Origin of the sequence: Kitasatospora sp. NPDC004799, from assembly GCF_040609095.1 — a bacterium.
Lineage (GTDB): Bacteria > Actinomycetota > Actinomycetes > Streptomycetales > Streptomycetaceae > Kitasatospora.
The window spans coordinates 1-13,906 of the sequence record NZ_JBEXJK010000219.1 but is presented as its reverse complement, the minus strand read 5'-3'; the positions used below and the strand labels follow the sequence as shown (position 1 = coordinate 13,906).

General features: G+C 75.0%; 12 protein-coding genes. 8 read left to right on the top strand and 4 right to left on the bottom strand.

The features are described 5' to 3' along the window. Positions 1-122 precede the first annotated feature (122 nt). Positions 123-1,622: an MFS transporter gene (locus ABZW03_RS25005; protein ID WP_355262361.1), complete on the bottom strand. Its 1,500-nt coding sequence runs from the start codon at positions 1,620-1,622 to the stop codon at positions 123-125. A gap of 170 nt (positions 1,623-1,792) precedes the next feature. Here ABZW03_RS25005 and ABZW03_RS25000 point away from each other — a divergent pair, with 170 nt between their 5' ends. From ABZW03_RS25000 to ABZW03_RS24990, 3 genes are all read left to right on the top strand, one after another. Next, a complete protein-coding gene (locus ABZW03_RS25000; protein ID WP_355262358.1) occupies positions 1,793-2,476 on the top strand; it encodes a TetR family transcriptional regulator in 684 nt (227 codons plus the stop codon). A 35-nt stretch (positions 2,477-2,511) separates the two neighbouring features. Continuing rightward, positions 2,512-3,321 carry an enoyl-CoA hydratase/isomerase family protein gene (locus tag ABZW03_RS24995; protein WP_355262355.1) on the top strand — a complete coding sequence of 270 codons (810 nt, stop codon included), beginning with the start codon at positions 2,512-2,514 and terminating at the stop codon, positions 3,319-3,321. A 126-nt stretch (positions 3,322-3,447) separates the two neighbouring features. Then, complete coding sequence (locus ABZW03_RS24990) at positions 3,448-4,056, top strand: phosphatase PAP2 family protein (protein WP_355262352.1); 609 nt, start codon at positions 3,448-3,450, stop codon at positions 4,054-4,056. 31 nt (positions 4,057-4,087) lie between these two features. On the opposite strand, the gene ABZW03_RS24985 is transcribed toward ABZW03_RS24990, so the two are convergent. After that, complete coding sequence (locus ABZW03_RS24985; RefSeq protein ID WP_355262349.1) at positions 4,088-5,314, bottom strand: acyl-CoA dehydrogenase family protein; 1,227 nt, start codon at positions 5,312-5,314, stop codon at positions 4,088-4,090. A 134-nt stretch (positions 5,315-5,448) separates the two neighbouring features. Here ABZW03_RS24985 and ABZW03_RS24980 point away from each other — a divergent pair, with 134 nt between their 5' ends. After that, the gene (locus tag ABZW03_RS24980; RefSeq protein ID WP_355262346.1) at positions 5,449-6,072 is read left to right on the top strand and encodes a TetR family transcriptional regulator; all 624 of its coding nucleotides are present in this window, start codon (positions 5,449-5,451) and stop codon (positions 6,070-6,072) included. Between the two features lie 104 nt (positions 6,073-6,176). After that, entirely contained in the window at positions 6,177-7,658 is a 1,482-nt protein-coding gene (locus ABZW03_RS24975; RefSeq protein WP_355262343.1) for a cellulase family glycosylhydrolase, read from the top strand. 30 nt (positions 7,659-7,688) lie between these two features. Here the strand turns inward: ABZW03_RS24975 and ABZW03_RS24970 are convergent, their stop codons facing one another. Next, on the bottom strand, positions 7,689-9,713 hold the full coding sequence (locus ABZW03_RS24970; protein ID WP_355262340.1) for a M3 family metallopeptidase: 2,025 nt from the start codon (positions 9,711-9,713) through the stop codon (positions 7,689-7,691). 188 nt (positions 9,714-9,901) lie between these two features. Here ABZW03_RS24970 and ABZW03_RS24965 point away from each other — a divergent pair, with 188 nt between their 5' ends. Then, positions 9,902-11,614, top strand: coding sequence for a bifunctional 3'-5' exonuclease/DNA polymerase (locus tag ABZW03_RS24965; protein ID WP_355262337.1), 1,713 nt, complete (start codon positions 9,902-9,904; stop codon positions 11,612-11,614). 15 nt (positions 11,615-11,629) lie between these two features. On the opposite strand, the gene dhaM is transcribed toward ABZW03_RS24965, so the two are convergent. Then, positions 11,630-12,022, bottom strand: coding sequence for a dihydroxyacetone kinase phosphoryl donor subunit DhaM (gene dhaM, locus ABZW03_RS24960; RefSeq protein WP_355262334.1), 393 nt, complete (start codon positions 12,020-12,022; stop codon positions 11,630-11,632). A 136-nt stretch (positions 12,023-12,158) separates the two neighbouring features. Here dhaM and dhaK point away from each other — a divergent pair, with 136 nt between their 5' ends. Both dhaK and dhaL read left to right on the top strand, forming a co-directional pair. Continuing rightward, a complete protein-coding gene (gene dhaK, locus ABZW03_RS24955; RefSeq protein ID WP_355262331.1) occupies positions 12,159-13,154 on the top strand; it encodes a dihydroxyacetone kinase subunit DhaK in 996 nt (331 codons plus the stop codon). Positions 13,155-13,165: 11 nt separating this feature from the next. Then, complete coding sequence (dhaL, locus tag ABZW03_RS24950; RefSeq protein WP_355262328.1) at positions 13,166-13,792, top strand: dihydroxyacetone kinase subunit DhaL; 627 nt, start codon at positions 13,166-13,168, stop codon at positions 13,790-13,792. Positions 13,793-13,906 lie beyond the last annotated feature (114 nt).

Here is a 13,906-nt window from a genome sequence, read left to right as displayed (position 1 = left end):
GCGGCGGAGGATCGGACGGGACTTGGTCAGAAGCATGACAACCGTGGGCAGGGATGGACAGGGTGCGTCCCGGGATTGGCCGTGCGAGCTCAGGCCGTTCGCGCCCGGCCCCTCGCCGCGGCTCAGGCCGCGAGCACCGGCCGCTCCTCCTCGGCGCGCTCCCCCGCCGACCCCGCCGCGCGCAGCCGCAGCGCGAGCAGCAGCGCCAGCCCCAGCACCCCGCCGGCCGACAGGAACACCACGTCCACCGCGTCCGTGAAGCTGCCCAGCGCGTGCTCGCGGGCCGCGCCGGAGAGCGTACGGACCGCGCCGAGCGTCCGCCCGGGCTCGCCCGCCCCGTAGACCCGGGCCAGCACGGTGCCGAACACCGCCGCGCCGAGCGCGCTGCCGAGGGTCTGGAAGAAGCGCACCCCGGTGGTCGCGACGCCGAGCTGGTGGGCCGGCGCGGCGTCCTGCACCAGCATCACCAGCTGGCCGATCAGCTGGCCGAGGCCGCAGCCCAGCAGGGCGAGTTCGGCCAGCACCAGCCAGAGCGCGGTGGCCGGCCCGCTGAGGCCGAGCAGCAGCAGGGCGAGCGCCGCGACGCCGGCGCCGGCCGCCAGGAAGGTCTGCGGCGCGTGGCCGCGGCCGGTCAGCTTGCCGACCAGCAGCCCGACCGCCGTCATCCCGGCCGCCATCGGGATCAGGTAGAGGCTCGCCGAGGTCGGCGCGACGCCGCGGGCGATCTGCAGGTACATCATCACGTACATGATCGAGCCGGTCATGGCGACCCCGACCAGGCCCTGGATCGCGAAGCCCAGCCGCACCGCGCGGATCCGGAACAGCGACAGCGGCAGCACCGGCTCGGCGGCGGTGGCCTGGCGCCAGAGGAAGAGGACGAGCGACAGCAGGGCGACGGCGGCGAGCCCGAGGAGCTGCGGGGAGGTCCAGGCGTACTCCTTGCCGCCCCACTCGGTGACCAGCAGCAGCGTGGTGGCGAAGGCGGCGGCGAGCGCCGCGCCGAGGAAGTCCAGGCCGCGCCGGCCGGCCGAGGCCGGCAGCTTGAGCACCAGCGCGGCACCGGCGACGACCAGCAGGCCGAGCGGCAGGTTGACGTAGAAGATCCAGCGCCAGCTGAGGTGGTCGGTGAACAGCGCCCCGATCAGCGGGCCGATCGCCATGCCGAGGCCGGCGACGATGCCGCCGACCGCCCCGCCCTTGCCGCCGCCCTCCTCCTCCGGGCCCTTGAGGTGGGCCATCACCACCATGGTGACGCTCATCAGCCCGCCGCCGCCGATGCCCTGGACGGCCCGGAAGGCGATCAGCTGGTCCATCGACTGGGCCGCCCCGCAGAGCCCCGAGCCGAGCAGGAAGGTGCCGACGGCCCCGAGCAGCACGCGCTTGGCGCCGTACAGGTCGCAGAGCTTGCCGTACAGCGGCAGCAGCGCGGTGGCGGCCAGCGCGAAGGCGCTGACCAGCCAGGGCAGCCGGTCGACGCCGTGGACGGGGTCGAGCTCGCGGACGATCGGCACGCCGGCCGCCGACACGATGTTCATGTCGAGCACCGCCAGCACGATCGTGACCAGGCAGATCAGCATGCCCAGCTTGCGCTGGGCCGGTGTCATCAGGGCAGCGGGTGCCATCGTCAAGTACCCCCAGGGTCGGTGGAGTTCGGTCCGGACCGGTGCGGTCCGGCGGGAACGGCACCACCATGGCAGCCTTTTTGGACCCGGTCAATTCTTCATCCCGACCAATCTTTCATCCAGACCAATCTTTCGGCATGGTCAACATTTGAGCCTGGTACAGTCTCCTCATGGCGACCCACTCCGGTTTCGACCGCGGCTTCGACCTCGACGCGCTCCCGCTGCGCGAGCGCAAGAAGATCCAGACCGGCATCCGGCTCTGGCGCACCGCCGTCGGACTGTTCGCGGAGCGGGGCTTCGACCAGGTCTCGGTGGCCGAGATCGCGGCCGCCGCCGAGGTGTCCAAGATGACCGTCTTCAACTACTTCCCCACCAAGGAAGACCTGGTCCTGGGCCCGATGGAGCAGCACCTCGACGAGCCGGCCCGGGTGGTGCGCGAGCGCGCCCCGGGCACCTCGGCGGTGGGCGCGCTGCGCGAGCACTACCTGGCCGCCCTGGAGCGCTTCGACCCCTCCACCGGGCTGAGCGACGACCGGGTCGTCCTCGACGTCGTCCGGGTGATCCACCAGACCCCGGTGCTGCTGAGCCGCGCCTCCGCCGGCTTCGACCAGAAGGCGCAGACCCTGCTGACCGCCGAACTGCTCGCGCAGGACCCGGCCCACGACGACCTCACCGCCAGGGTCGCCGCCGCCCAACTGCTGGGCACCCAGCTGGCCCTCACCGGCGAGAACCAGCGCCGGATGCTGGCCGGCGAGCGCGCCGCCGATGCCCTGCCCGCCGCGCTGGAGGAGGCCCGCCGCGCCTTCGCCCTGGTCGAACACGGCCTCGGCGACTACTGCGCCCGCCCCGCCTGAGAGAGTTGGCGCACCACGACCGACCGGAGGTGCGCATGGACCAGCCGCTGCTCACGCGGGACCGCTCCGCCCTGCCCGCACAGGCCGAGGGCCTCAACGCGTACGTCGGCGAGGACGGCGTCGCGGTCCTGGAGTTCGCCCGCCCGCACCGGCGCAACGCGGTGACCCTGGCGATCTGGCAGGCGCTGCCCAAGGTGCTGGAGCAGCTGGCCGGTCACCCGGGCGTGCGGGTCCTGCTGCTCACCGGCGCCGGCAACACCTTCAGCGCGGGCGCGGACATCGCCGAACTCTCCGAGGTGTACGGCGATCCGGACCGCGCGGAGGCCTACCACGCGACCAACGTCGCCGCCGAGGAGGCGCTGGCGGCCTTCCCGCACCCGACCCTCGCCGTGGTGCACGGCGCCTGCGTCGGCGGCGGCTGCCAGCTGGCCGTCGCCTGCGACCTGCGGTTCGTCGCCGAGGACGCCCGGCTCGGGATCACCCCGGCCAAGCTCGGCGTGGTCTACTCGGCGGTGCCGACCGTACGGCTGGCCCGGCTGATCGGCCCGGCCCGGGCCAAGTACCTGCTGTTCTCCGGCGAGTTGGTGACCGGCCGGGACGCGCTGCCGCTCGGCCTGGCCGAACGCGTCCTGCCGGACGCCGAACTGGACGCCACCGCACTGGACTTCGCCCGGCTGCTGACCCGCCGCTCGACCCAGACCATCGGCGCGGCCAAGGCCGTCCTGGACGCCCCGCCCGAGCGGGCCGACGAGGTCCTGGCCCCCTGGCTGCTCCGCTCCCGGGACGGCTCCGACGTCCGCGAGGGCCTGGCCGCCTTCCTGGAGAACCGCCCCGCCCGCTTCTGACCGCCCCGACCACTTCTGACCGCCCCGACCGGACGGCCGCCCGCCGACGGGCGGCCCCACCGGCCCCCGTACGATCATCCGGCCGGAACCCGTCCGCCCCCGCACTTCCCCGGAGCACCCACCCCGATGACGACCGAGGCCGAGGCCGCGCCCGCCCCCACCCCCCGGACGACCTGGGCCCGCCGCATCACCGACGGCCTGGAGCCGAAGAACGTGATCATCGCGTTGCTCCCGCTGCTGGGCGGCCTCCGCTACGGCCGGCCGGGCATCGGCTGGGCGCTGTTCGCGATCGTGTTCGCCGCCGTCGTCCCCACCCTGATCATCCGGTACGGCATGCGCAAGGGCACCGTGGCGGACCGGCACGTCGGCCAGCGGCGGCGCCGGCTGACCGTCCTCCCGCTCATCATGGGCTCGGTGCTGCTCGGCTTCGGGGTGATGATCGGGCTGGACGCCCCGGCCGACCTGACCGCGCTGGTGCTGGCGATGTTCGCCTCGCTGATCCCGATCCTGGTGATCACCACCTGGTGGAAGGTCTCCGTGCACACGGCCGTGGCCACCGGCGCGGTGGTCTGCCTCGCGATCGCGCTCGGCCCGCTCTGGCTGCTGCTCGCCCCGCTGGTCCCGGTGATCGGGTGGTCCCGGGTGGTGCTGCGGGACCACACCACCGCGCAGACCGTCGTCGGCGCGGTGGTCGGCGCGCTCACCGCCGGGCTCACCTTCTGGGCCGCCCGCTGACGGACGGCCTCCGGAGCGGCCGGCGGGCCGGCTAGCGGATCGGCATGCCCGAGATCGCCCGGGCGATCACCAGCCGCTGGATCTCGCTGGTGCCCTCGAAGATCGAGTAGATCGCGCTGTCCCGGTGCATCCGCTCCACCGGGTACTCCCGGGTGAAGCCGTTGCCGCCGAGGATCTGCATCGCCTGCGCGGTCACGTACTTGGCCGTCTCGCCCGCGTACAGCTTGGACATCGAGCCCTCGGCCGCGGTGAACGGCTGGTTGTTGACCGCCATCCAGGAGGCCCGCCACACCAGCAGCCGGGCCGCGTCGATCCGGGTCCGCATGTCGGCGAGCTGGAAGGCCACGCCCTGGTTGTCGATGATCGGCCGGCCGAACTGCTCGCGGGTCCGCGCGTAGTCCAGCGCCACCTCGTACGCGGCCCGGGCGATGCCGATCGCCTGCGCGCCGACGGCCGGGCGGGAGGCCTCGAAGGTGGCCATCGCCGCGTTGCCCCGGCCCCCCGCGCGCTTGACGCCCTCGCGGGCCCGGGCGAGGCGCTCGTCCAGCTTCTCCTTGCCGCCGAGCAGGCAGCTGCCGGGTACCCGGACGCCGTCCAGCACCACCTCGGCGGTGTGCGAGGCGCGGATGCCGTGCTTCTTGAACTTCTGGCCCTGGCTCAGCCCCGGGGTGCCCGGCGGGACGACGAAGGAGGCCTGGCCCTTGGCGCCGAGCGCCGGGTCGACGGTGGCGACCACCACGTGGACGGCGGCGATCCCGCCGTTGGTGGCCCAGGTCTTGGTGCCGTTCAGCACCCACTCGTCCCGGGCCTCGTCGTACACCGCCCGGGTGCGCAGCGCGGAGACGTCGGAGCCGGCGTCCGGCTCGGAGGAGCAGAAGGCGGCCACCTTGACGTCCTCCGGGGTGCCGAACATCTGCGGGGTCCAGGTGCCGATCTGCTCGTCGGTGCCGTTGGCCAGCACCGCGACGGCGGCCAGGGTGGTGCCGACGATGGACAGCCCGATGCCCGCGTCGCCCCAGAAGAGCTCCTCCATGGCGATCGGGATGCCGACGCCGGAGGGGTCGAAGTACTGCTGGGCGTAGAAGTCCAGCGAGTAGATGCCGAGCTTGGCGGCCTCCTGGATGACCGGCCAGGGGGTCTCCTCGCGCTCGTCCCACTCGGCCGCGGCCGGTCGCATCACGTCGGCGGCGAAACCGTGCAGCCAGTCGCGTACGGCGAGCTGGTCCGCGCCCGGGTCCAGCGAGAACGTGCTGCTCATGGGGCATGCCTCCGAAGACGTGTGCGGCCGACCGGGGTGTTACCTCGGGTAACATCGTCGGAGTCTGCTACTGATTGGTAACCGGTGTCAACGCCCACGCAGACCGCCGTCGAACCCGATCCGAGGAGCAGCGCATGTCCCGAGAGCCCCGCCGCGAGCAGCTGCTCAACGCCGCCGACCGGGTCATCCAGCGCGAGGGGCCGGGCGCCAGCATGAACGCCATCGCCGCCGAGGCCGGCATCACCAAGCCGATCCTCTACCGCCACTTCGGCGACCGGAACGGCCTGATCAGAGCCCTGACCGAGCGCCACACCAGCGGGCTGCTGGCCGCCGTCCGGGCCGCCCTCGCCGAGCCGCTGGAGCGCCGCGACCGGGTCGAGCACGTGCTGGACACCTACCTCGCCGGGATCGAGGCCCGCCCCCAGGTCTACCGGCTGCTCACCCACCCCGAGCCGGGCGACCCGAGCGGCGCCGGCAACGCGCTCGCCCCCGCGCTCCGGCAGATCGCCGAGGAGATCACCCGGGCCGTGCAGAGCCAGGTCGACCTCGGCGCCGACCGCGACCTGCTCGCCGAGGCCTGGGGCCGGGGCATCACCGGCATGGTGCTGGCCGCCGGGGACTGGTGGCTGGAGGCCAGGCCCTGCTCGCGCACCCGGATGGTGCAGGCGCTGGCCGACCTGCTCTGGGGGCGGCTGGCCGCCGCCGCGGACCTGCCGACCGCCGTCCTGCCGCCCGCGCCGGAACCGTCCGCCGGCTGAACGGGCCGCCGCCGGAACCCGTCCATCGCCCGAACTCTTGTGCCGCGCACGGCAGTCCGGGCATCATCGGGCCCCACCCCCACCCCCGCCGTGCGAGGTCCCCGATGCGCCTGCGCCGCACCGCCGCCGCCCTGCTGCTCGCCGCCACCGCCGTCCTCACCGCCGTCGCCCCAGCCGCCCCGGCGGCTCCCGCCGCCCCCGCCTCGGCCCACGGCGGCCCGCCGGACCGCTTCCCCACCGGCACCGCCACCGCCGCCGACGGCCGCACCGCCCTCACCGACGCCCAGGGCCGCCGGCTGCGCCTGCACGGCTTCAACCTCGACAAGTACGCCGAGGCCACCGCGGCCGACCTCGACTCCGTCGCCGCCCAGGGCTTCACCCTGGTCCGGCTGCCGGTCTCCTGGACCAGGCTGGAGCCCGAGCGCGGCCACCTCGACCCCACCGAACTGCACCGCGTCCAGCGGCTCCTCGACCGGGCCGACCGGCTGGGCCTGCTGGTCCTGGTCGACCTCCACCAGGACGTCTACGGGCCGAAGTTCGGCGGCGGCACCAACGGCATCCCCGTCTGGGCCACCCGGGACGACGACCTGCCGTTCACCCCGGACCCGGACGACTGGTTCGCCGGCTACTTCCAGCCCGCCGTCCAGGCCGCCTTCCGGCACCTCTACGACGACCCCGACCTGCGCGCCTGGCAGGCCGACTTCTACACCCGGCTCGCCCGCGAACTGCGCGGCCACCGCTCGCTGTTGGGCTACGACCTGTTCAACGAGCCGTTCGGCCCGGTGGACGGCGACCCGAGCGACCCGGCCGTGCTGGCCGCCGCCTCCGCCAGGCTGGAGGAGGGCCGGCTCCCGGACATGTACCGCCGCCTGATCGCCGCCGTGCGCCGGGTCGACTCCCGCTCCTGGCTGTTCGTCGAGCCGACCGTGCTGGTCGGCCAGGGCGTGCCCACCCACCTGCCCGGTTTCGCCGACCCGCGCCCCGGCGCACCCCGGATCGGCTACGCGCCGCACTTCTACGACACCGCGGTCGAGGGCGGCGCCGACTGGGACCCGGCCGGCGGCTTCGTCGAGCGGTACACCGCCGCGGTCACCGGCTACCCGGCCGCCCACGGTCTGCCCGTCCTGGTCGGCGAGTGGGGCCCGCCGAACTCCCGCACCCCGGGCAACACCGAGCTGGTCCGCCGCCAGGTGGCCGCGATGGACGGCTTCGCCGAGGGCTGGACGATGTGGTACTGGTGCCGGGGCAACGGCGGCTACTGCGCGCTCGACCCGGCCGGCCGTCCCGCCCCCGGCGACGAGCCCGCCTTCGGCCCGTACCCGGTGGCCGTCGCGGGCACGGACCTCCGCACGGACGCCCGCACCGACGGCACCGCCGTCAGCTGGCGCGCCGACGGCACCGGGCGCGCCGGCGAACTCCTGCTGCCCCCGGCCGCGTTCCCGCGCGGCGCCCGGGTCGCCGTCTCCCCCGCCGGAGCCCGGGTCGAGGTCGAGCAGCCGACGGACGGGCGCGCGGGGACGGTACGCGTCCGGCTCCCGCACGCCCGCCCGGGCACGGTCGTGACGGTCTCGCTCACCGCGAACTGAGCGCGACGGCCGCAGAACCGGGCACGACGCTCACACCAGTCCCCGGCGGACCAGCAGCGGCCCGGTCTCCGGCGCCCGGCCGACCACCGCGCGGAAGGACTCCAGCGGGTCCCGGCTGAACCCGCGCGCCAGCAGCTCGCGCCGGAACAGCTCGCCGCTCTCCCGCACCGGGCGGCCGTTGGTCTCGAACCACTGCACGGTGTCGGCGTCCAGCACCTCCGACCAGATGTACGCGTAGTACGCCGCGCTGTAGCCGCTGGAGAAGACGTGCTGGAAGTAGCCCGTCCGGTAGCGCGGCGGAACGGCGTCCACCGCGATCCCGGCCTCGGCCAGCGCCCGCGCCTCGAACTCCTCGGCGTCCGCGATCTCCTCGCCCCGCGGCGCGGTGTGCCACGCCCAGTCCAGCAGGGTGGCCGCCAGGTACTCCACCGTCCGGAAGCCCTGCCCGAAGCCCTCGGCCGCCGCCATCCGCTCGACCAGCTCGGCCGGCAGCGGCTCCCCGGTCTCGTGGTGGCGGGCGTAGTTGGCCAGCACCTCCGGCCGGACCATCCACATCTCGTTGACCTGCGAGGGGAACTCGACGAAGTCCCGGGGCACCGAGGTGCCGGAGAACAGCGGGTAGCGCACGTCCGAGAACAGCCCGTGCAGCGCGTGCCCGAACTCGTGGAACAGCGTGCGCACCTCGTCCCAGGACATCAGCGCCGGCTCGCCGGGCGCCGGGTGCGGGATGTTGAGGGTGTTCTGCACCACCGGCCGCTTCCCGGTCAGCCCGGACTGGTCCACCATCGCGTCCATCCAGGCGCCGCCGCGCTTGGAGGCGCGGGCGAAGAAGTCGGCGACGAAGAGGCCGAGCGCGGTGCCGTCCTCCTCGAACACCTCGAACACCCGCGCGTCCGGGTGGTGCGCCGTCAGGTCCGGCCGCTCGGTGAAGGTCACCCCGTACGCGAGGTTCGCGGCGAAGAACACGCCGTCCCGCAGCACCCGCTCCAGCTCGAAGTACGGGCGCAGCGCCGCCGCGTCCACCTGGTAGGAGCTCTGCCGGACCTTCTCCGAGTAGTACGCCCAGTCGTGCGCGGCGATCTCCTCGATCCCGTCCGCGGCGGCCGCCCGGGCCAGCTCCGCGGCCTCCCGGCGGGCGTTGGCCACCGCCGGCTCCACCAGCCGGGCCAGCAGCGCGGAGACCGCCTCGACGGTGCCGGCCGTCTCGTCCGCCACCACGTACGCGGCGTGGCTCGGGTACCCCAGCAGCGCGGCCCGCTCGGCGCGCAGCGCGGCCGTCCGGATCGCCACCGGGCCGTTGTCCGCGATGCCCCGGCCGAGCGAGGCGGCGAGCAGCCGCTCGCGCACCGAGCGGTCGGTGAGCTGGGCCAGCGCGGGCTGGACGGAGGTGTTCTGCAGGCTCAGCACGTACTTGCCGTCGTGGCCGAGCACCCGGGCGTTCTCCGCGGCGGCGGAGACCGCGCCCTCGGACAGCCCGGCCAGCTCCTCGGCCGAGTCCAGCACCAGCGCGGCGGCTCGGGTGTCGGCGTTCACGTTCTGCTGGAAGGTGGTGCCGAGCGCGGCGAGTTCGGCGTTCAGCTCGCGCAGCCGGGCCTGCTCGGCCTCGCCCAGCCGGGCGCCGGAGCGGACGAAGGCGGTGTACCGGCGCTCCAGCAGGCGCAGCGACTCCGGGTCCAGGCCGAGCCCGGCGCGCTCCTGGTACAGCGCCTCGATCCGGGCGAACAGCGCGAGGTCCAGGTGGATCGCGTCGTGGTGGGCGGCGAGCAGCGGGCTCACCTTCGCCTCCACCTCGTCCAGCACGTCGGTGGTGTCCGTGGAGGACACGTGGCGGAACACCGCGTCGACCCGGCGCAGCAGCTCCCCGGAGCGCTCCAGGGCCACCACGGTGTTCTCGAAGGTCGGCAGGCTCCCGTCGGCGGTGATCGCCGCGATCTCGGCCAGCTGCTCGGCCATCCCCCGCTCGTACGCGGGCAGGTAGTGCTCCTCGCGGATCTCGGCGAACGGCGGGAGCTCGTAGACCAGCGGGCTGGCCTGGAAGAACGGGTTCTCGGTCATTTCGCGAACCCTACGCCGTGCCACCCGCCCTGCCCACGGGCTTTACCGCCCGCTCCGGTCGCCCGCCCGCCGCCCGTTGTCGTACCCACCGGTTAACGTCGACCCCGCGGACCCGTCGGTCACGGGCCCGCAGCCCGTACCCGTACCGTCCCGCACGCCCGACCGCGCGCCGGAGAGGAGCAGCACCCGTGGCCCCCAGGACCGCCCTCGCGCCCGACCCGCACGGCCCCGGCGGCCGGCTCCAGCCGCTGGACGACGCGGGTGCCCCGCTCGGCCCGCCGGAGGCCGTCCGCGACCTCGCCGCCGCCGTCGCCGCCCGGGAGGCCGCCGGGCGTCCGCGCTGGGTCTGGGCCGCCGCCGACTCCGGGTACGCCCCGCTGCTGCCGCACCTGCCCGACCGGCTCGCCCGCTGCCACGACCTGCGGCTGGTCGAGGCACTGCTGCTGGCACACGAGGGCCGGTTCGGCGCACCGCGCTCGCTCGGCGCCGCCTGGTCCCGGCTGCGCGGACTGCCCGTCCCGGAGGACCTGCCCGAGCCCGGCCTGGCCGAGGCGGACGGCGGCCAGGACACCCTGTTCGCCCCCGACCGGCTGCAACTTCCGCCCGGCGCCGACCCGCTGGCGGCCGTGGTCGCCGTCCACGCCGAACAGCAGCGCCGGATCGCCGCCATCGCCGACCCGGGTGCCCGGCAGCGGTTCCGGCTGCTGGTCGCCGCCGAGTCGGCCGGCGCCCTGGTGGCCGCCGAGATGGCCCACGACGGGCTGCCCTGGCGGGCCGACGTCCACGACCGGCTGCTGACCGACCTGCTCGGCCCCCGCCCGACCGTCCCCGGCACCCAGCCCAGGGTCCTCGCCGAGCTCGCCGTCGACCTCCAACGGGCCCTCGGCGCCAAGCCGTTCAACCCCGACTCGCACACCCAGGTGCTGCGCGCCTTCGCCGAGGCGGGCCTCCAGCTCGGCTCCACCCGCTCCTGGGAGCTCAAGAACATCGACCACCCGGCCGCGCGGCTGCTGATCCGCTACAAGGAGCTGTCCCGGATCCACGTCGCGCACGGCTGGGCCTGGCAGGACGCCTGGGCCCGCGGCGGCCGGTTCCGGCCCGAGTACGTGGTCGGCGGCGTGGTCTCCGGCCGCTGGGCCAGCCGCGGCGGCGGCGCCCTGCAGATCCCGCGCATCCTGCGCCGCGCCGTGGTCGCCGACCCGGGCTGGCTGCTGGTGGTCGCCGACGCCGCCCAGCTGGAGCCCCGGGTGCTCGCCGCGCTCTCCCAGGACGCCGGGCTGGCCCGCACCGCCGCCGGCGGCGACCTGTACGAGGCGCTCGCCGCCCACGCCTTCCAGGGCGACCGCGACAAGGCCAAGCTCGGCCTGCTCGGCGCCATGTACGGGCAGACCAGCGGCGACATCGGCCCGCTGCTGAACACCCTGCACCGCCGCTACCCGGCCGCGATGGGCTACGTCGAGGCCGCCGCCCGCACCGGCGAGGACGGCGGCGTGGTCGCCTCCCGGCTCGGCCGGGTCTGCCCGCCGGCCTCCGCCGACTTCCTCGACCTCACCGAGGGCGACACCGCCGGCGAGGCCGGCGGCCGCACCGCCCGGGCCCGCGGCCGCTTCACCCGCAACTTCGTCATCCAGGCCAGCGCCGCCGACTGGGCGCTGGCCCTGCTCGCCGCGCTGCGCCGCCGGCTGGGCGAACTGCCGACGGCCGGCCCGGCGGACCGCCCGCACCTGGTGTTCTTCCAGCACGACGAGGTGATCGTGCACACCCCGGCCAACCTCGCCGACGAGGTGGCCGCCGCCGTCGCCGCCGCGGGCGACGAGGCCCGCCGGCTGGTGTTCGGCGACACCCCGGTGCGCTTCCCGCTCAGCACCGCGGTGGTGGACTGCTACGCGGAGGCCAAATGAGCGGAGGCCGCGTGCTCAGAGCTTCCTGAACCCCCGCGCGTCCTCGGCCGCCGCGACCACCTCGGCCAGCCCCGCCCCGGTCGAGGCGGTGACGGCGGCGGCCACCGCGCCCTCCACGAACGGCGCGTCCACCAGCCGCACGCCCGGGCGCGGGTCGTCCTCCAGCACCGTGACGGCGGTGAGCACCGAGCTGCCGAGGTCCGGCAGCACGACCACGCCCGCCCCGGCGTCGGCCCGCGCGACGGCCCCGGCGATCAGGTCGTAACTGGTGCCGAGCCCGCCGTCCTCGGTGCCGCCCGCGACGACCACCCGCACGCCGTCCGAGGCGAGTTCGCCGAGCAGCTCGCGCAGCCCCTCCGCGAGCCGGGCGCTGTGCGAGACCAGAACAATGCCCACGTTCTCACTCATACGGCCGACCCTACGGCCGGAACCCGTCCCCCGGGAGGGTGATCGGAATCCCGCGTGTCGCACCCCGTGCCCAGCACCCCCGTCTGGCGTAGCGTCGGGTCAGCAGCGTCCGCCGCCGTAGAGGGAGCGAAGAGCGTTGAAGAAGCTGATCAACACCCCGGAGAGCGTCCTGGAGGACGCGCTGGCCGGAATCGCCGCCGCCCATCCGGAGCTGACGGTGGACGTCCCCAACCGGGTGATCACCCGGGCCGCCCGCCCGGCCGGCCCCAAGGTCGCGCTGATCTCCGGCGGCGGCTCCGGCCACGAGCCGCTGCACGGCGGCTTCGTCGGCCCCGGCATGCTCGACGCCGCCTGCCCCGGCGAGGTGTTCACCTCGCCCGTCCCGGACCAGATGCTGGCCGCCGCCAAGGCCGTGGAGAGCGGCGCCGGCGTGGTCTTCATCGTGAAGAACTACACCGGCGACGTGATGAACTTCGAGCTCGCCGCCGAACTCGCCGCCGAGGAGGGCCTGGAGGTCCGCACCGTCCTGGTCAACGACGACGTCGCCGTGGAGGACTCCACCTGGACGGCCGGCCGCCGCGGCACCGGGGCGACCGTCCTGGTCGAGAAGACGGCCGGCGCCCTCGCCGAACGCGGCGCCCCGCTGGACGAGGTCGCCGCCCTGGGCGAGCGCGTCAACGCCGCCTCCCGCTCCTTCGCGATCGCCCTCACCGCGGCCACCGTCCCGGCCGCCGGCAAGCCCGGCTTCGACCTGCCCGAGGACGAGATCGAGGTCGGCGTCGGCATCCACGGCGAGCCCGGCCGCCGCCGCGAGAAGCTCCGCCCGGCCCGCGAGCTGGCCGCCGAGGTGGTCGACACCGTCCTCACCGACCACCACCTCACCCCCGGCGACGAGGTGATCGCCCTGCTCAACGGCCTGGGCGCCACCCCACTGCTGGAGCTGTACGTGGTCTACGGCGAGGTCGCCGCCAGGCTCGCCGAGCGCGGCATCACGGTGGCCCGCAGCCTGGTCGGCAACTACGTCACCAGCCTGGACATGGCGGGCTTCTCGCTCACCCTCACCAAGGCCGACGCCCAACTGCTGGAACTCTGGGACGCCCCGGCCGACACCCCCGCCCTCAAGCGGGCCTGAGGAGGATCGCGATGGACTTCGACACCCCGCTGGCCGAGGCCTGGATCCGCGCGATCGCCGCCGCCGTCGAGAAGGAGCAGGCCCGGCTCACCGAACTGGACTCCGCGATCGGCGACGGCGACCACGGCAGCAACCTCCAGCGCGGATTCGCCGCCGCCCTCGCGGCCCTCGACGGCCTCCCACCGACCGGCCCCGGCGCCGTCCTCACCAAGACCGGCACCACCCTCATCTCCAAGGTCGGCGGCGCCTCCGGCCCCCTCTACGGCAAGGCCTTCCGCGCCATCGGCGCCGCCCTCCCCGAACCGGCCGGCCCGGCCGCCCTCGCCGAAGCCCTGTCGGCCGGCCTGGACGCCATCCGCGCCCTCGGCAAGGCCCAACCCGGCGACAAGACCATCGTGGACGCCTGGACCCCGGCCCTCGCCGCCTTCCGCACCGCAGCCGCCACCGGCGCCACCCTCCCCCAAGCCGCCGCAGCCGCCGCCGACGCCGCCGACCAGGGCGCCCGCGACACCACCCCCCTCCAGGCCCGCAAGGGCCGCGCCTCCTACCTCGGCGAACGCAGCATCGGCCACCAGGACCCCGGCGCCACCTCCACCGCCCTCATCTTCCGCACCCTCGCCGACATCACCACCCCCTGAGCCCCCCACCCACCCACCCCACCCCTCCCACCGCGAGAGCGACCCGCACCGGCAGGGGGGGCGCAGGGGGGGGGAGCGGAGAGGGGCCTGGCGGGTGATTTTCAGACTGGCTAC

Bases quoted from the DNA above. Each gene is read 5' to 3' on its own strand.
- ABZW03_RS25005 (WP_355262361.1), bottom strand. From the start codon at position 1,622: ATGGCACCCGCTGCCCTGATGACACCGGCCCAGCGCAAGCTGGGCATG.
- ABZW03_RS25000 (WP_355262358.1), top strand. From the start codon at position 1,793: ATGGCGACCCACTCCGGTTTCGACCGCGGCTTCGACCTCGACGCGCTC.
- ABZW03_RS24995 (WP_355262355.1), top strand. From the start codon at position 2,512: ATGGACCAGCCGCTGCTCACGCGGGACCGCTCCGCCCTGCCCGCACAG.
- ABZW03_RS24990 (WP_355262352.1), top strand. From the start codon at position 3,448: ATGACGACCGAGGCCGAGGCCGCGCCCGCCCCCACCCCCCGGACGACC.
- ABZW03_RS24985 (WP_355262349.1), bottom strand. From the start codon at position 5,314: ATGAGCAGCACGTTCTCGCTGGACCCGGGCGCGGACCAGCTCGCCGTA.
- ABZW03_RS24980 (WP_355262346.1), top strand. From the start codon at position 5,449: ATGTCCCGAGAGCCCCGCCGCGAGCAGCTGCTCAACGCCGCCGACCGG.
- ABZW03_RS24975 (WP_355262343.1), top strand. From the start codon at position 6,177: ATGCGCCTGCGCCGCACCGCCGCCGCCCTGCTGCTCGCCGCCACCGCC.
- ABZW03_RS24970 (WP_355262340.1), bottom strand. From the start codon at position 9,713: ATGACCGAGAACCCGTTCTTCCAGGCCAGCCCGCTGGTCTACGAGCTC.
- dhaM (WP_355262334.1), bottom strand. From the start codon at position 12,022: ATGAGTGAGAACGTGGGCATTGTTCTGGTCTCGCACAGCGCCCGGCTC.
- dhaL (WP_355262328.1), top strand. From the start codon at position 13,166: ATGGACTTCGACACCCCGCTGGCCGAGGCCTGGATCCGCGCGATCGCC.